The following is a 17235-nucleotide window of genomic DNA, read 5'->3' as shown; positions in this document are numbered from 1 at the left end:
GGCGGTGCCGGGGCGCGGGTGGGCGTCACGGATGTGACCGGCGCGGCCCGGCGCATGCGGCTGATTTGTGACGGTTACGGGATGGCCGACCGCGATGCCCTCGTGGCCACCGTCCTGTGGTGGCAGGACCGCTGTGCCTCCGGCATCGAAGCGGCGGCGGACGCGGGGGACCCGGCGGTGGTCCGGCTGCGGGCGGGCGGGGGCGGGGCGTTGTCAGTGTCGCGTGGGAGAGTAGGGGAACACGGGGGAAGCAACACCGAAGGAGGCCGTCATGGGCTGGCATCAAGGGCTGCTCGTCAGCTTCGACTTGGAGACCACCGGCACGGACGTCGAGCACGACCGCATCGTCACCGCCGCGCTCATCAGGCTGGAGGCGGACGGCCGGGAGGCCCTGCGGGAGACCTGGCTGCTCGACCCCGGCGTACCGGTCCCCGAGGAGGCCGCGGCCATACACGGCATGACGACCGCTCACGTCCGGGAGCACGGCCGGGCCGCGGCGGACGGCATAGAGGAGATCACCCAGTCCCTCGCCGGTGCGCTGGAGGCGGGCATACCGCTCGTGGTGATGAACGCGCGGTACGACCTCTCGCTGCTGGACCGCGAGTGCCGCCGGTACGGCCTGCGGACGCTCGCCGAGCGGCTCGGCCGCCGGCCCGCGCCGGTCATCGACCCGCTGGTGCTGGACAAGCACGTCGACCCCTACCGCAAGGGCAAGCGAACGCTCCAGGCCCTCTGCCTGCATTACGGCGTGCCGCTGGAGGCCGCGCACGAAGCGGGCGCTGACGCGGTGGCCGCGGCCGGTGTGGCACGGCGGATCGGCGAGCGTCACCCGGCGGTGGCCGGGACGGCCCCGGCGGCGCTGCACGCCCTTCAGGAGAAGGCGGCGGCCGAGCAGGCCGCTTCGTTCCAGCGGTATCTGCGCCGCTCCGGTGACCCGGCGGCGATAGTCGAGGCGGCCTGGCCGCTGATCCCGTACCAGCAGTCGCGCGAGCGCGCCGAGGACCTCCCGGTTCAGGCGTCGTCCTCGGGCGGCGCGAGCTGAGGCCGGGGACCGGCGCCGGGCCGCCGGGGCGTCAGAAGGGGTACCACCGCACGGTCGTGTCGCCCTCGCGCAGCGAGGCGATCCGGCGGCGGAATTCGTCGAGGGCGGCGGGGTTGCCGGGGGCGTGCTGGGAGACCCAGGCGCAGCTGGCCGTCTCCCGGGAGCCGCGCAGCACCGCACAGCCCTCCCAGTCGCGCACGTCCCAGCCGTAGACCCGCACGAACGTGTCGTACGCCGCGGCGGGCAGGCCGTAGCGGTCGCGGCTGAGGGCCATCACGACGAGATCGTGTTCCCGCAGATCAGAGGAGAACGTTTCGAGATCGACGAGCACCGGGCCGTCGGGGCCCACATGGACGTTGCGGGTCAGCGCGTCACCGTGGACGGGGCCGCGCGGCAGATGCGGTTCCAGCGCGGTGGCGGCAGCGGCGAACGCGTCGCGGCGGCCCCGCAGATACTCGGCGTCCCGCGCCGAGACCGCGTCGCCGGCCAGCCGCAGCCAGCGCTCCACACCGCCCAGCAGATCACGCCGTGGGAGGGTGAACGGCGGCTCGGGCAGCGCGTGCACCAGGCGCAGCAGAGCGGCCAGGTCGGCCGGTTCGGCGGGGCGTACCGGCTCCGGCAGCCGCTCCCAGAACGTGACCGGGTGGCCGTCGACCAGCCGGGCCGTCGGCTCGGCCGCGCGCACGGCCGGCACGCCCTGCTCCGCCAGCCACACGGCGACGCGCAGCTCCCGCTCGGCGCGCTCCAGGAGTTCGGCGCTGCGTCCGACCCGTACGACCGGACCGTTGCCGCCCAGGGCGAAGACCGCGTTCTCGCCGAGTGACAGCAGCCGGGCGTCGGCGGCGGCGTCGGGCCGCCCGGCCGCTGCCAGGACGCCCCGGGCGTGCGCCTCCGTGAACGGGGTGGTGCTCGGTGCGGTCATGCGGGCGGCCTCCTGCGGTGCGTGATCGGCACCAGTGTCGCAGGTACCGGCCCCGGGCAGCCGGGTGGTGCCCGGTGCTTGACTGCGGCGGGTGCCGTCATGACGATGACGGCGGCCACCTGCCCGTTCCGCCCGGGCGGGCGTGGTCCGTTCGTGGTGGTCGGTGGCGTCCTGGGCGGAATCGTTCGCGGTCGGCGGTGCCGTCCGGGTGAGCAGACGGGGGAGTCGCGTTGGGTCCACAGGGTCCGGAGGGTCCCGGACGGAGGCGAGGGCGTACGGAAGCAAAGGGGGTGAAGGGGGCGAAAGGGGTGAAGGGGGTTCAGGCGGCAGTGGCCGTCCGCGGCCCGGCGCACCGTTCTGCCCGCCGTTCCGCCCACCTGTCCGCGCGCGGTACCTGGTTCCTGGTGGCGCCCGCGCTGATCCCCATCCTGGTGCTGAGCGTGGGCCCGCTGCTGTACGGTATCGGGCTGGCGTTCACCGACGCGCAGTCGGGGCGTACGGAGGCCACCCGGTGGGTCGGCCTGCTGAACTTCTCCGACCTGCTCCAGGACACCTTGTTCTGGGACTCGTTCCGGGTCGGCCTGGTGTGGGCGGTGGGCGTCACGGTCCCGCAGTTCTTCCTCGCCCTCGGGCTGGCGCTGCTGCTCGGCCAGGACCTGCGCATGCGCTGGCTGGCCCGCGCCCTCGCGATCATCCCCTGGGCGATGCCCGAGGTGGTGGTGGGCATCATGTGGCGGCTGGTCTACCACCCGGACGCGGGCGTCCTGAACGAGACGCTGCGCAGCCTCGGGCTCGGCCCCGACGAAGGGGTGGACTGGCTGAGCGGTACGGCCACCGCCCTGCTCGCCGTGGTCGTCGTCGGCATCTGGGCGGGCATGCCGCAGACCACCGTCACGCTTCTCGCCGGGCTCCAGAACGTGCCGCGCGAACTGCACGAGGCCGCCGCGATGGACGGTGCCGGGGCCTGGCGGCGCTTCCGTACGGTCACCTGGCCCGCGATCAAGCCGGTGGCCCTGGCCATCTCGGCGCTCAATTTCATCTGGAACTTCAATTCCTTCGCGCTGGTCTTCGTGCTGACCGACGGCGGTCCCGGGGGCCGCACCCGGCTGCCGATGCTGTTCGCGTACGAGGAGGCGTTCCGGTACGGACAGTTCGGTTACGCGGCCGCGATGGGGCTGGCCATGGTCGCGGTCATCGCCATCCTGCTGGCCGTCTATCTCTCGCGACGGCTGAGGGGAGAGGGGGAGGAGGACCGATGACCCACGATTCCCCGCCCGGTAAGCGCCCGTCCCCCGATTCGCCGGCCGGTGAGCGCCCGTCCCCCGATTCCTCGCCGCGTGAGGACGCGTCCCCCGATTCGCCGTCCCGTAAGGCCCCGTCTTCCGATTCCCCACCCCGCAAGGACCAGTCCTCCGATTCCCTGCCCCGTAAGGCCCCGCCCACCGATTCCCTACCCCCTGAGAACCCGCCCCCCGGACGCCGTCCGGTCACCCGCCGTACCGTCGGCCGGGCCGGGCAGTATCTGGCCCTGCTCTGCTACCTCGTCTTTCTCGCCTTCCCTTTCCTCTGGCTGGTCTCAACCGCCTTCAAGCCGCCGCGCGAGCTGGGCAGTCTGCATCCCACCTGGATTCCCCGGGCGCCGACCCTGGACAACTTCCGTACGGCCTTCGACGAGCAGCCGCTGCTCCAAGCCGCCGCCAACAGCCTGCTCGCCGCCGCCGTCTCGGCGCTGGTCGCGATCGTCCTGGCGACCCCGATGGCGTATGTCCTCGCCCGTCTCCGCACCCGCTTCGCGCGGGCGGCGACCGGGTGGGTCGTGGTCAGCCAGGCGTTCCCGCTGGTCCTGGTGATCATCCCGCTCTTCCTGGTCCTGAAGACCCTCCACCTGGTGGACGCCCGGACCGGGCTGATCCTGGTGTACGTGGTGTGGTCGCTGCCGTTCGCGCTGTGGATGCTGACCGGCTACGTACGGGCCGTACCGCCGGAGCTGGAGGAGGCCGCGGCGGTGGACGGCGCGGGACGGCTGCGCACCCTGGTGTCCGTCACCGGGCCGCTGCTGGCGCCGGGGATCGTCGCGACGGGCCTGTTCGCGTTCATCACCGCATGGAACGAGTTCTTCTTCGCGCTCGTCCTGCTCAAGTCGCCGGAGAAGCAGACGATGCCGGTCGTGCTGACCCACTTCCTCGGGGCGGAGGGCGTCGCCGACCTCGGCCCGCTCGCGGCGGCGGCCCTGCTCGCCACGCTGCCCAGCCTGCTGCTGTTCGCCGTCATCCAGCGCCGGATCACCGGCGGCATGCTGGCCGGGGCGGTGAAGAACTGATGCGCGCGCCCCGCAACGGCCCCGGGCCCCGTACCGAACCCGGCGGCAACGGCTTCCGCAACGGCGGCCCCCGCCGCCGTACCCTGCTCGCCGCCGCGGCGGCCGTGCCCACCGCGGCCCTGCTGCCCGGCTGCTCGGGCGGTGACGGCCGGCGCGGTGGCAGAGGCCGGAGCGTGCTCCGCTTCCAGTCGCTGGCCTGGCAGAAGGAGTCCGTGGACGCCAACAAGCAGCTGGTCGCGGAGTGGAACCGGCTGCACCCGGACATTCCCGTCCAGTACGTGCAGGGAGCCTGGCCCACCGTCCACGACCAGCTGCTCACCTCCTTCGAGGGCGGCGAGGCGCCGGACATCATCCACGACGCCTCCGACGACCTCGCGGACTTCGCCTACGGCGGCTACCTCGCCGACCTGACCGGGCTCCTCCCGCGGCGCCTCAAGGACGACATCCCGGCGCGCGGCTGGGAGTCGGGGACGTTCGGCGGCCGGGTGTACGGCATCCCCTTCCTCCAGGAGCCGCGCGTCCTGATCGCCGACGGGGTGAAACTGCGGCGCTCCGGGGTGCGCGTGCCGACCGCCGACGCGCCCTGGACGTGGGAGGAGTTCGGGGAGGTGGCGAAGGAGCTGACGGGCGGTGGTGGCTACGGCGTCGCCTGGCCGCTGAAGGAACCGGTCTCCGTCACGCTCAACCTCGCCCTGTCCACCGGCGGCCGGATCTTCCGGCGCCGCCCGGACGGGCGGGCGGAGGTCCGCTTCGACGCCGCCGACCAAGTGGTGCCGCGCACCATCCACGACCAGGTCAACGTGGTCCGCAGCGCGGCCCGTACGACCCTGGGCATGGGCGGCGCCGACACGCTGCCCGGCTTCTTCGCCGGCCGGTACGCGATCCTGCCGCTCGGCTTCTCCTACCGGCAGCAGATCGCGCAGCAGGCGCCGAAGGACTTCGAGTGGACGGTGCTGCCCGCGCCCCGGGGGGCCGGCGGCGCGGACCAGGGTGTCAGCCCGCAGACCCTGTCGATCGCGGCGGACTGCCCGCGCAAGGAGGAGGCGATGGCCTTTGTCGACTTCCTGCTCAGGCCGCCCAACATGGCCCGGCTCGCCCTGGGGGACTGGATGCTGCCGACCGGGCGGGAGGCACTGAAGGCGCCGGAGCTGCACGAGGACCGGCACGACTGGGCGACGGGCACGGCGCTCGCGGACACGCTGCGGGCCGCCCCCGCGCAGTCGGTGCGCGGCTACCCGGAGTGGAAGGACAAGATCGCGACGCCGGGGTTCCAGGAGTACTACAGCGGCGCGATCGACCTGGACGAGCTGCGCCAACGCCTCGTCCACGACGGGAACCTGGTCCTGGCCCGGTACCAGCGCTGACGGCTCAGCGCCATGCCGGCGGCATGTACGGGGGTGGCTGCCCTTGGTGCGCGTCTCCGTACCGTGCTGGTGCGGCTGTCCCTGGTGCGCGCCCTGTACGTACCGGTGCGGCTGCCCCTGGTACGCGCCGCGTACGTACCCGTGCGACCGCCCCTCGTACGCGCCCCGTACGTACCGCTGCCGCCGCCCCGAAACGCGCCCCGTACCGAACCGGCCCCGCTGTCCCACACCCCACCGCCCCCGCTGCCCCGCCCCAAACCGGCGGCTCCGTCCATCGATTGCGCGAGACGCGCCGTCTCGCTTACGGTTCCGGACATGAGTCCTTTATCGACCACCCGTGCCCACCGGCCCGCCCACATCGCGATGTTCAGCATCCCCGCCCACGGGCACGTCAATCCGAGCCTGGAGGTCATCCGGGAGCTCGTCGCCCGGGGGCACCGCGTCACCTACGCCATCCCGCCGTCCTTCGCCGAGATCGTCGCCGCGACCGGGGCCGAGCCGAAGTTCTGGAACTCGACGCTGCCCACCGACGAGGACCCGGCGCTGTGGGGCACGCAGCTGCTCGACGCCATGGACCTGTTCCTCGACGACGCCATCCAGGCCCTGCCGCAGCTCGCCGCGGCCTACGAGGGCGACGAGCCGGACCTCGTCCTCCACGACACCACCGCCTATCCCGCGCAGGTCCTCGCCCACCGCTGGGGCGTGCCCGCCGTGCAGCTCGCCCCGCACATGGTCGTCTGGGACGGCTTCCAGGCCGACATGGGCGAGCAGATGAGCGTCGACATGCAGGGCACCGAGCGCGGCCGGGCGTATTACGAGCGCTTCCGCGACTGGCTCGACGAACAGGGCATGTCCGAGGTCACCGACCCCGAACGGATCGCGACCGAGCCGGCCAGCGGCCTCGCCCTGATCCCGCGCGCCATGCAGCCGCACGCCGACCGCGCAGATCACGCCAGGTTCACCTTCGTCGGCGCCTGTCAGGGCGACCGCGGGCACCAGGGCGACTGGCGGCGGCCTGACGGCCTCGCCGCGGACGCGAAGGTGCTCCTCGTCTCGCTCGGCTCCTCCTACACCAACGAGCCCGGCTTCTACCGGGAGTGCATCGAGGCGTTCGGGGGCCTGCCGGGCTGGCATGTGGTGCTCCAGGTCGGCAAGCACATCGAGATGTCCGAACTCGGTACGATCCCGGACAATTTCGAGGTGCATCACTGGGTGCCGCAGCTCGCCGTGCTGCGGCAGGCGGACGCCTTCATCACCCACGCGGGGATGGGCGGCAGTCAGGAGGGGCTGGCCAACGGGGTGCCGATGGTGTGCGTACCGCAGGCCGTGGACCAGTTCATGAACGCGGACATCCTCCAGGGGCTCGGGGTCGCCCGGCACGTCCCGAAGGCGGAGGCCACGGCGGACGTCCTGCGGGAAGCGGTGCTGGGCCTGGTGAACGATCCGCAGGTGGCGGCCGTTTCGGAACGGATCCGGCGGGAAATGGCGGCGGAGGGCGGCGCGAAGCGGGCGGCGGATCTCATCGAGGAGAAGCTGCCCCAGGGGTGAAGTGGGCGTTCTGTAATGGAATATCGGCGCATTCCCAATAAGTAGGACGCACAGTACGCGGTATCCGTCGCATGGCGTGCCGAAGGAAATGCGGTGCGTGAATGGCGGATTGGGCCGGGGGTGGCGCAAAGTGAGTGGCGTCACCCCCGGACGGGGGCGTGCCGATGATTGAGGCGCGCGTGAACCGGGGATTGTTGACCCGTAAAGAAACCGGCGGCGACCCGTTGCCCGGCTTCGCGCCGCAACGCCGGGCGGGGCCTGCGGCATTCGGTCCGCAGCTCTCCGTACCGCGGGTAACCGAGTGGTCGGCACCACCGTTGACCTGCGCCATATTACCGCAATGTAAACGGAGTTGACCCGCCGTCCGGCGGCGCGGGGGCGCATTTGACCCCTTCTGCGGTCCTTTGCAATTACGCAACGTTGTTGTCTATCTCACAACGCCCGGTCGGCCTTGAATTGGCCGCGTCAATCCGACAGGGTTTCGAGCCAGCCCGGCGGAGATCTTGTTCTCCGTCCGGGCTGTTGCGCAACGTTTTCCCCCCACACCCCGAACGAGGAGAACCCTCGAATGGCTCACGCTCACAAGCGTTCCAGCAAGAAGCGGCTCGTCACCGCGATATCCGCGGTGGTCGCGGCCGGCGGCATCGCCACCGTCACCGCGGTCACCGCGGGCGCGTCGCCCGCCGAGGGCACGGTGTACGGCGCCGAGGCCAAGGGCGCCGTCAGCGGCAGCTACATCGTCATGCTCAAGAACTCGGTCCGCGGCGCCGCGGTGCAGGCCGAGCAGAACAAGGACCTGGCCGGCAAGTACGGCGGCGAGGTCAAGCGGTCGTACTCCGCTGCGCTGAACGGCTTCTCCGCCACCGGCCTCAGCGCCGAGGAGGCCCGCCGGCTGGCCGCCGACCCGGCCGTCGACAAGGTCGTGCAGAACAAGAAGTTCCACGTCAACGCCACCCAGGACAACCCGCCGTCGTGGGGCCTGGACCGCATCGACCAGGCCGACACCCAGGGCGACAAGAAGTACACCTACCCCGACAGCGCGGGTGAGGGCGTCACCGCGTACGTCATCGACACCGGTGTGCGCACCTCGCACAAGGACTTCGAGGGCCGCGCGTCCTCCGGCTTCGACGCGGTGGACGGCGACAACGACGCCACCGACGGCAACGGCCACGGCACCCACGTCGCGGGCACCATCGCCGGCAAGGCGCACGGCGTCGCCAAGAAGGCCAAGATCGTGGCGGTGCGCGTGCTGGACGACCAGGGCTCCGGCTCCACCGAGCAGGTCGTCGCCGGCATCGACTGGGTCACCAAGAACCACAAGGGCCCGTCGGTCGCCAACATGTCGCTGGGCGGCGGCGCCGACGAGGCGCTGGACGCGGCGGTCCAGAAGGCGGTCGCCTCCGGTGTCACCTTCGCCGTGGCGGCGGGCAACGAGTCCACCGACGCGGGCCAGGGCTCCCCGGCGCGGGTCAAGGAGGCCATCACGGTCGCCTCCAGCACCAACACCGACGAGCAGTCCGACTTCTCCAACTACGGCAGCGCCGTGGACCTGTACGCGCCGGGTTCGGACATCACCTCGGACTGGAACGACAGCGACCAGGGCACCAAGACCATCTCCGGTACGTCCATGGCCACCCCGCACGTCGCGGGCGCCGCCGCGGTCTACCTGGGCGCCCACAAGGACGCCAAGCCGGACGCGGTCGCCAAGGCGCTGACCGACGGCGCCACGGCCGACAAGATCAAGAACGCGAGCCAGGGCACGCCCAACAAGCTGCTGAAGGTCGGCGAGAAGTAACCTCCCCGTCCGTTCGGCTCCGGTCGCCGGCCGTCGCGCTCGCCCCCACGGGGCGCGACGGCCGGCGTCGTGCCGTCCGCGGCCCAAAAGGCTTCAGCCGCAGTACCGCCGCGCCGTCGACTCCCGCTGCGGTGCCTCCAGCAGCCGCAGCCGGCCCTCCACCTCCCGCGGCACGGGGCGCCGTTCGCGCAGCACCCACGGCAGGCCGCCGACCGCCTCGGCGAACGCCCGCACCGACACCGCGTCGCGGGGCACCGTCGAGACGAGCGTCCGCGTGCGGCGCACGGCGGCCGGCAGCGGTCTGCGCAGCCAGGTGAACCACAGCGTGTTGCGGATGCCCTGGCGCCGGCGCAGCGTCGCGTCGCGGTGCGGCGACGCCCGGTGGTGGACGGTGAGCCGGTCGGCGTACGCGAGCCACCAGCCGTCGGCCGCGAGGTCGGCCGCGAGCAGCTCCTCCTCGCCGCCCAGGACCAGCCGGGGCGAGAAACCGCCCGCTGCCCGGAAGGCGTCGGCCCGCAGCACGGTCGCCGCCGCGAGGAAGGAACCGAGCGCGGGCCCGGGCAGCCAGGAGGGCGCGGGCAGCGGCGAGTGCCGCAGCTCCTGGACGATCGGATCCTCGACCGGTTCGCCGGGACCGGCGTCCGCCTCCGGGGCGTCCGGATGCGAGTGAACCATGATGCGCGCGGTCACCGCGCCCAGCCGCCCGTACGTGTCCAGCAGATCGGCGGCCCCGGCCAGCGCGCCGGGCTCCCACCACGAATCGTCGTCGCAGAACGCCAGATACGGCGTGGTCGCCACCCGCGCGGCCAGATTGCGCCCCACCGCCCCGGCGTTGTGCGCCAGCGGAATGAGCCGCGGCGCGAGGGGATGGCGGCGGACGGCGGACGCGCTGCCGTCCGTGGAACCGTTGTCCACCACGATGACCGGCGGCTTCTCGGGCAACTCGGCGAGCCGGTCCAGGGTGTGCAGCAGGTCGTCGCTGCGGTTGTGGGTGATGAGGATGAGGGTGGTGCGGGGGTCGGTCATGGGGGGTCCTTGGGACGGTGGGTGGGTTTGGCTTGGTGGGCGGGGCGGGGGCCGTATGGCGGCGGGGTGCCCGATGGTGGGCCGCTCGGTGGCAGACCCCCCGACGCCGCCCCCTCACCCCACCCCCTCCAACACCCGCACCCGGGCCTCCACCAGCGCGGGCAGCGCTCGGCGCCGTGCGAGGGCGGCCGGGAGGCGTTGTACGGCTTCGGTCAGTGCCAGTCGGGCCGTCGGGTCCGTGCGGCCGTCCAGCGCCAGTCGTACGGTGTGTGCCACGGCGTGTCGCAGTGGGCGGCGCAGCCACGCGGTGAGCAGGACGTTGCGGCGTACCTGGGCGGCGCGGCCGGGGCGCGGCGCGCCGCCCGCGCCGTCGGGCTGGTGCCGGGCGATGAGTGCGGGGCAGTAGGCGACGCCCCAGCCGGCCGCCTCCAGGTCCAGGGCCAGCAGCGATTCCTCGGCGCCGAAGTGGAGTACGGGGTGGTAGCCGCCGACCTCCAGGAACGCGTCGCGGCGGGCGACGGCGGCGCAGCCGAGGAAGCCGAGCACGGACGGTCCCGGCAGGTCGGGTTCGCGGCCCAGCGGGGAGGCGGCGAGCACGTCGTTGAGCGGGTCGGGGCCGGCGTCCGGCCCGACCAGGGTCGCGGCGGCGGCCAGCCCCAGGCGTGGGTGCGCCGCGAACACCTCGGCGGCCCGCGCCAGGGCGCCCGGTTCCCACCAGGAGTCGTCGTCGCTGAACGCCACGAGCGGTGTGTCGAGCGCGGCGGCCCCGTACGTGCGGCCGACCGCGCCGAGGTTGTGGCCGGGCGTCAGGACCCGTACGGCGGGGAAGTGCTCGTACACGGCGGCCGCGGTGCCGTCCGACGAGCCGTTGTCCACGACCACCACGGGCGGCTCCTCGGGCAGCCGGGTGATCCGCTCCAGCGTCCCGAGCAGGCGCTCGCGCCGGTCCCGGGTGATCATGACGATGCCCACCCGCGGGGCGTCCGGCGCGGCCACCGTGCCGGGCGGCCCAGCCGTGGCCGCGGTCATGAGCGGACCTCAGGCCCCGGCGCGGCGGCGCGGGCCGCGCGCCGGGCCAGCGCGGTCGTGGACCTGCCGTCCAGGTACGGCAGGACGAGCGCCTGGCCGCCCCACTCCCGCAGCGTGGCCGCCTCCGGAAGCGCGTCCACCGAGTAGTCGCCGCCCTTGACCCATACGTCGGGCCGCAGCCGCCGCAGCAGTTCGACGGGCGAGTCCTCCTCGAACACCGCGACGGCGTCGACGCTGCCCAGCCCGGCCAGCACGCGGGTGCGGTCCGCCGCGCGGGTCAGCGGCCGTCCCGGGCCCTTGAGGCGGGTGACGGACGCGTCGGAGTTGACGCACACGATGAGGCAGTCACCGATCCGCCGGGCACTCTCCAGCAGGCCGACGTGCCCGGCGTGCAGCAGGTCGAAGCAGCCGCCGGTGGCGACCACCGTGCCGCCCCTGGCCCGCACGGACCGGGCCAGTTCGAACGGGTCGGCGGGCCGCGCCGCCACCGGCCGTTCCACCGGTGGCGCGGTGCGCCACAGCGCGCGGTTGCCCGCGCCGCCCGCCGCGACGAAGGCGGCTGCCTCGGCGACTGCCCGCTGTACGGCCTCCTCGGGCAGCGCGCCGTCGGCCAGCGCGGCGGCCGCCGTGGCGGCGAAGCAGTCGCCCGCCCCGCACGGGTCGCCTTCGGCCCGGTACGGCGCGGGTACCAGCATCGGCGAGTCACTGCCCGCCCTCGCCAGCAGCGCGCCGCGCGCGCCGAGCGTCACCGCGACGGCCGCGGCCTGCCATTCGGCGGCCAGTTGAGCACCCCGTACGGCACAGGCGTGCAGCGACCGGTCCTCGCCGGAGGTCAGCGCGCGCGCCTCGGACGCGTTGGGCGTGACCAGCCGCGCGCCCGGCACGGGCGGGTCGCCCTTCGGGTGCGGGTCCCACAGCAGCGGCACCCGGTGCGCCACGTCGGCGAGCAGGTCGCGCACCGCCGCCGCAGTGCCCCGACCGTAGTCGGCGGCGAGGACGGCGCGCGCTCCCGCGAGCGCCTCGCGCACCTCGGGCCCTGGCTCACCCGGCCGCCCGCCACCGCAGTCGAACCGCACCAGGGGGCGCCCGGAGGCCATCACCCGCGTCTTCTGCGGCAGTTGGCCGTCCAGAGGAATCTCCGCCAGGCGTACGCTGCCGCGCAGCGCGCGCCGTACCGCCTCGCTCGCCGGGTCCTGACCCAGCGCGGCAATCAGGACCACCTCGCGTCCCGAGCGCGCGGCGAGCGCGGCGGCGAGTCCCGCACCGCCCGGCCGACTGCGGTCGTCGGCCACGTCCACCACCGGGGCGGGCGCGTCGGGAGCCAGCCGCGAGGACTCCCCGTCGATGTCCCGGTCCAGCAGTACGTCCCCCACGACGACCAGGGGCTGACGGGCGCTCATGGCCACCTCCGGGAACGGGGGACAGGCCGGGTGGCGTTCACAGCGCACCGTCCCGCTCCACCACCGCGGCCTCCAGCGGAACGTCCGCGGCGGCCGGCGCGGACGGCGGCGCCGCGCTGACCGCGTCGAAGTGCTCGCACAGAATGTGCACCGCGATCAGGTGCGCTTCCTGCACCGTCGCACTGCTGGGGGAATCCACGCACACCGCCTCGTCCACGGCGTCCGCCAGCGGATTGGGCCGGGGCCCGGTCAGCGCCCACACGCGCAGTTCGGCGTCCCGGGCGGTCTCGGCGGCAGCCAGCAGGTTGCCGCTGCGGCCGGAGGTGGACAGCAGCAGGAGTACGTCGCCGGGGCGGCCATGGGCGGCCACCTGACGGGCGTAGACCTGCTCGAAGCCGTAGTCGTTGCCGATGGCGGTGAGGCTGGAGGTCTCGGCGTGCAGCGAGATCGCCGAGTAGGCGGGGCGGTCGTGGTGGTAGCGGCCGACGAGTTCGGCCGTCAGATGCTGGGCCTGGGCGGCGCTGCCGCCGTTGCCCGCGGCGAGCAGCCGGCCGCCCACCGGCAGCACGGCGCCGAGGTGGTTCCCCCACTCGGCTATCCGGCGCAGATGGCGGCGGCGCAGGTGCTGCACCGCGTCCTGGAGCGACTGGCAGTGGTGGTGTGCGGCGTCGAGAGGATGGTTCATGGTCGTCGGGCTCCCGGGATGCTCCGGGGCCCGCACCTCCTTCACACGTCTGCGGCGGGGACAGGGCGTAGGACGGTTGGCCGGGGCGGGGCCGCGGGGCGGCGGTCAGGCCACCTCGGTGACGGCGGGCCGCGGGCTCAGCACGCCGCGGTAGACGACTTCGGTGCCGGCCGCAACCTGGTCCCAGCCGTACCGGGCCAGTACGCGGCGGCGGCCCGCGGCACCGCAGGCGGCCCGCAGTTCGCCGTCCATGAGCAGTTCGCCGACCGCGTGGGCCAGTGCGGCCGGGTCGCGCGGCGGCACCAGCCGCCCGCAGTCCGGGTCGGCCACGGTGTCCAGCTGCCCGCCGACGGCGGTGGCCACCACCGGCGTGCCGCAGGCCATGGCCTCCAGCGGCACGATGCCGAACGGCTCGTAGTCCGCCGGGCACAGCACCACGTCGGCGGCGCGCAGCAGCGGCGGTACGTCCTCGCAGGGCACACCGCCGATGAAGCTCACCCGGTCGGCCACCCCGGCGGCGCGGGCCAGTTCGCGCAGCCGCCGTACCTCCGGGTCCGCGTCGATCAGATCGGCGGGCGGCCCGCCGGCGATGATGAGCCGGGCCTCGGGCAGCCGGGCCAGCGCGGCGACGGACACCTCGGCGCCCTTGCGCGGGACGAGCCGGCCGAGCTGGAGCAGCAGCGGGTGGTGCGCGCTGTGGTCGGCGACCGGCCCGTCCGGTGTGAAGCGCGCGGTGTCCACCCCGCACGGCACCACGCTGACCTTGCCGTCGCCGATGCCCATCCGGCCCAGCTCGGTGACCTCGTCCCGGCAGGTGGCGATCACCCGGGCACAGCCCTCGCCCACCTCGGCCTCGCTGGTGACGCGGGTGCGCGGGCTGGTGTCGGCGTCGCCCTGGTGGCGCCGCTTGACGGTGCCCAGCGCGTGGTACGTGTGGGCCAGCGGCAGCCCCAGTTCGCGGGTCGCCCGGAGCGCGGCCAGGCCGGACATCCAGAAGTGCGAGTGGACCAGGTCCGGCGCCCGTACCCGCCATTCGGCGGCCAGGTGGTCGCCGAACGCCGTCATGTACGGCAGCAGGGAGTCCTTGGGCACGTGCCGGGGCGGTCCGGCGGGGACGTGCCGGACCCGGACGCCGGGCCGCAGCACCGTCTCGTCCGGCAGGTCGGCGGCGTCCCGCCGGGTGTACACCGTCACCCGGTGCCCCCGGTCGGCCAGCGCGCCGGCCAGGCGCGCGACATGGACGTTCTGCCCGCCCGCGTCGACGCCGCCGAGCACCGCCAGCGGACTGGCGTGCTCGGACACGAGCGCGACGGACAGGCGCGGGGTGTCGCGGAGCGGGGTGGTCATCTCTGCACCTCCGTGATCAGACGCTCCCAGTCGTGCAGGAAGCGCTTGAGCCCGTAGCGCTCCAGGGCCGCCTGGCGGGCCCGCGCGCCGTCCTCGGCCGCCGCGTCGGGGTCCTCCAGATACGTGCGGGCGGCGCGGGCCAGGACCTCGGGCCGGTTGGAGAGGGTGCCGGTGCCGGGCCGCACCGCTTCGGCGGCCTCGGTGGTGGCCAGGGCCACCACCGGCATGCCCAGGTGCATGGCCTCCAGCAGCGACAGGCCGAGCGAGGTCCAGCGCACCGGGTGCAGGTAGAGCCGCCGTTCGGCCATCGCCGCATGCAGTTCGGCCTGGGGGAGGTCGGCCGTGCGGCAGCGGTCCGGTGGCAGCCCCAGGTGCTCGGCGAGCCCGTCGGTGCGCATGCCGAAGACGTCCAGCGGGACGGCGGCCGACAGCGCGGGCAGCAGGTCGGTGCCGACCGTACGGCCGCGCCGCACCGGCTCGTTGACCACGACGGCGGCGCGCTCGACGGCGCCGGTGTACAGATGGCCGGGGTCCACGATGCCGTGCTCGATCACTTCCGTACGGGTGCCGCCGCTGTCCCAGAACAGCCGGTTGAAGTGGGTGACGTGCACCAGCACCAGGTCGTCCCGGTCGGCGCATGGGTGGCGGGTGTGGGGTACGTCGCCGTCCGGCGCGTTGTGCTCCAGGTAGACGGCGGGCACGTCCCGGCCGGGGCGGCGCCCGCCCAGCCAGCGTTCGGCCAGCTCCGCCTCGTGCGGCCGTTGCAGCACGACCAGGTCGACCGGGGCGTGCCGCAGCTCCGCCGGGGTCTTCTCCACCACCGATTCGGGCCATGGGAAGGTACGGGCGCGGCCCAGCCCGTCGGGCCCCCGGTCCGGGGTGACCGGCACCAGATAGGTGTGCGGCCCCTGGACGAACGCGGTCGTCCACGATCCGTGGACATGCCAGAGCAGGATGTTCATACAGTCGCACCTCGTTCGGTGTCGTCGGGAGCCGCTACGGAACGGTCCGTACGGCCGGGCGCGGACGGCACCGACGGCCGTCCGGGGCCGGTCAGCCGGGACACGGCGGCGAGCAGCGCGGTGTCGCTGACCGTGTCGAGACAGGGGTGTCCCGGCACCGGACAGCGCCGTGCGCGGCTGCCCGCGCACGGCGCGTCCTGGTCGCCCAGCAGGACGTGCGGCACGCCGTACGGCGCCCACAGCCGCGCGGGCACCACCGGCGCGAACAGGCAGACGACCGGCGTGCGCACGGCGGCGGCCAGGTGCGCGGGGCCGGTGTTGCCGACGACCACGGCCCGCGCGCCCGCCAGCACCCCGGCGAGCTGGTGCACGTCGGTGCGCCCGCCGAGGTCCAGCGCGTGGCGGCCCGCGACGGCGGCGGTCAGCTCCCGTTCGCCGGGCCCGCCGGTGACGACGACGCGGTGCCCCGCCGCGCTCAGCGCGCTCGCCGCCCGCGCCGCCCGCGCGGCACTCCAGGCGCGGGCCGGTACCGCCGCGCCCGGGTGCAGCACCACGTACGGGTCGGAGCCGGTCAGGGGAGAAGTGTCGGGCGGCGGCAGGACGCCGAGGGCGCCGTCGTCGCCGGGCGGCAGGGCGAACCCGGCGTCCCGCGCGAGGTCCAGCGCCGCTTCGGCCTCGTGCCGGTACGGCTTGCGGTGGTGCCGCAGGTCCAGCAATGCGCCGGGGTAGTCCACGCTGTCCGCCGCGACCCAGCCGACCCCGGCGAGCTTGAGCAGCAGCGCGGCCGGAAGTGGGCTCTGGTGGTACGAGACGAGCACCAGCGCCCGGTCGAACCGGCCCGCCGCCAGGGTGTCCACCAGATCCCTCGTGACCTGCCGGTCCACCGGCGCGGGCCGCAGGCCCACCCACGGCGCATCGTGGACGATCACCTCGTCCACACCGGGCAGCAGCCGCGCCGCGCGCTCGCCCAGCGGGCCGCACAGCAGCGCGGTGTACGACGAGCCCGCCGCCACGGCACGTACCGCCGGACCGGCCAGCAGCACATCACCCGCGCTGTCCAGCCGGACCACGAGCGTCCGTGGGGCCGAGGTCATGCCGCGCCCTCTCCGGGACCCGGGCCGCCCAGCAACAGCCGTACGGCACCCGGCAGATCGCGCGCGTACTCGCGTGCCGCGACGACCTCCTCCGACCGCGTCATCGGCGTCGGGACGAGCACCCCGCGCGCCCCGGCGGCCCGCGCCGCGCCCACGTCCGCGCCGATGTCGCCGACCACGGCGGTACGCGCGGGGCAGACGCCGAGGTACGCGCAGGCGGCGAGGACCAGGCCGGGCGCGGGTTTGCGGCAGCCGCAGCGGTCCCCGGGCCCGTGCGGGCACACCGCCCACACGTCGAACGGCCCGAACCGCGCGTCGACTTCCTGCCGTACGGCCGCGACCTGATGCCCCGTCAGCAACCCGCGCGCGACGCCGGACTGGTTGCTCACGACGCCCACCATCAGGCCGTGGGCCCGCAAGGCGGCCACGGCCTCCAGCGCGCCGGGCATCGGCTCCACCAGCGACGGGTCGCCGTTGTACGGCACATCGGCCACCAGCGTCCCGTCCCGGTCGAACAGCACCGCCTCCAGGGGGCCCGTGTCGTCGCCGGACGGCGGCCGGGTGGGGACCGGTATCCGCTCAGGGGCCTGCCGCCCCGGCGCGTACAGCCACAGGCGCCCGGCCTCCTCGCGCTCCGCCGCCGGGTCCACGACCGCCGTCGCCCCACGGGCGGCCGGCGCGGCATTCTGATACCTGTTCAC

The 17235-nt window shown here is 74.3% G+C and carries 15 protein-coding genes; 6 read left to right on the top strand and 9 right to left on the bottom strand.

Translation table 11 applies throughout. The annotated features are described in order from the left end of the window. Positions 1-271: 271 nt before the first annotated feature. Positions 272-1042 (top strand): exonuclease domain-containing protein, encoded by a 771-nt coding sequence (locus CP984_RS08385; protein ID WP_003985563.1) that lies wholly within the window; start codon positions 272-274, stop codon positions 1040-1042. Between the two features lie 31 nt (positions 1043-1073). On the opposite strand, the gene CP984_RS08380 is transcribed toward CP984_RS08385, so the two are convergent. After that, positions 1074-1964, bottom strand: a complete 891-nt coding sequence (locus CP984_RS08380) for an aminoglycoside phosphotransferase family protein (protein WP_003985561.1) — start codon at positions 1962-1964, stop codon at positions 1074-1076. A 329-nt stretch (positions 1965-2293) separates the two neighbouring features. On the opposite strand from CP984_RS08380, the gene CP984_RS08375 reads away from it, so the two are divergent. From CP984_RS08375 to CP984_RS08355, 5 genes are all read left to right on the top strand, one after another. Next, positions 2294-3223, top strand: a complete 930-nt coding sequence (locus CP984_RS08375) for a carbohydrate ABC transporter permease (RefSeq protein ID WP_003985559.1) — start codon at positions 2294-2296, stop codon at positions 3221-3223. Positions 3224-3486: 263 nt separating this feature from the next. After that, positions 3487-4284 (top strand): carbohydrate ABC transporter permease, encoded by a 798-nt coding sequence (locus CP984_RS08370; protein WP_032921856.1) that lies wholly within the window; start codon positions 3487-3489, stop codon positions 4282-4284. Further along, positions 4284-5648, top strand: a complete 1365-nt coding sequence (locus tag CP984_RS08365) for an ABC transporter substrate-binding protein (protein ID WP_003985557.1) — start codon at positions 4284-4286, stop codon at positions 5646-5648. Before CP984_RS08370 ends, CP984_RS08365 begins: the two co-directional genes overlap by 1 nt. 315 nt (positions 5649-5963) lie before the next feature. Continuing rightward, a complete protein-coding gene (locus CP984_RS08360; protein ID WP_030182964.1) occupies positions 5964-7196 on the top strand; it encodes a macrolide family glycosyltransferase in 1233 nt (410 codons plus the stop codon). A 568-nt stretch (positions 7197-7764) separates the two neighbouring features. Next, a complete protein-coding gene (locus CP984_RS08355; protein WP_003985555.1) occupies positions 7765-8991 on the top strand; it encodes a S8 family peptidase in 1227 nt (408 codons plus the stop codon). Positions 8992-9084: 93 nt separating this feature from the next. Here CP984_RS08355 and CP984_RS08350 read toward each other — a convergent pair whose 3' ends face one another. The 8 genes from CP984_RS08350 to CP984_RS08315 form a co-directional block, all read right to left on the bottom strand. Continuing rightward, positions 9085-10017 carry a glycosyltransferase family 2 protein gene (locus tag CP984_RS08350; protein WP_003985553.1) on the bottom strand — a complete coding sequence of 311 codons (933 nt, stop codon included), beginning with the start codon at positions 10015-10017 and terminating at the stop codon, positions 9085-9087. 114 nt (positions 10018-10131) lie between these two features. After that, complete coding sequence (locus tag CP984_RS08345; RefSeq protein WP_003985552.1) at positions 10132-11046, bottom strand: glycosyltransferase family 2 protein; 915 nt, start codon at positions 11044-11046, stop codon at positions 10132-10134. Next, positions 11043-12446, bottom strand: a complete 1404-nt coding sequence (gene rfaE2, locus CP984_RS08340; protein WP_030182962.1) for a D-glycero-beta-D-manno-heptose 1-phosphate adenylyltransferase — start codon at positions 12444-12446, stop codon at positions 11043-11045. The genes CP984_RS08345 and rfaE2 overlap by 4 nt, the downstream gene beginning before the upstream one ends. Positions 12447-12483: 37 nt before the next feature. Then, on the bottom strand, positions 12484-13131 hold the full coding sequence (locus CP984_RS08335) for a D-sedoheptulose-7-phosphate isomerase (RefSeq protein WP_003987315.1): 648 nt from the start codon (positions 13129-13131) through the stop codon (positions 12484-12486). Positions 13132-13236: 105 nt separating this feature from the next. Next, positions 13237-14478 (bottom strand): glycosyltransferase, encoded by a 1242-nt coding sequence (locus tag CP984_RS08330; RefSeq protein WP_003987314.1) that lies wholly within the window; start codon positions 14476-14478, stop codon positions 13237-13239. Continuing rightward, positions 14475-15440: a glycosyltransferase gene (locus CP984_RS08325; protein WP_003987313.1), complete on the bottom strand. Its 966-nt coding sequence runs from the start codon at positions 15438-15440 to the stop codon at positions 14475-14477. The genes CP984_RS08330 and CP984_RS08325 overlap by 4 nt, the downstream gene beginning before the upstream one ends. Further along, positions 15437-16534 carry a glycosyltransferase family 9 protein gene (locus tag CP984_RS08320; protein WP_031008620.1) on the bottom strand — a complete coding sequence of 366 codons (1098 nt, stop codon included), beginning with the start codon at positions 16532-16534 and terminating at the stop codon, positions 15437-15439. The genes CP984_RS08325 and CP984_RS08320 overlap by 4 nt, the downstream gene beginning before the upstream one ends. Further along, positions 16531-17235, bottom strand: a complete 705-nt coding sequence (locus CP984_RS08315) for a D-glycero-alpha-D-manno-heptose-1,7-bisphosphate 7-phosphatase (protein WP_003983676.1) — start codon at positions 17233-17235, stop codon at positions 16531-16533. Before CP984_RS08315 ends, CP984_RS08320 begins: the two co-directional genes overlap by 4 nt.

This window comes from Streptomyces rimosus, assembly GCF_008704655.1.
Classification (GTDB): Bacteria; Actinomycetota; Actinomycetes; order Streptomycetales; family Streptomycetaceae; genus Streptomyces; species Streptomyces rimosus.
This window is presented reverse-complemented; position numbering and strand designations above follow the sequence as displayed.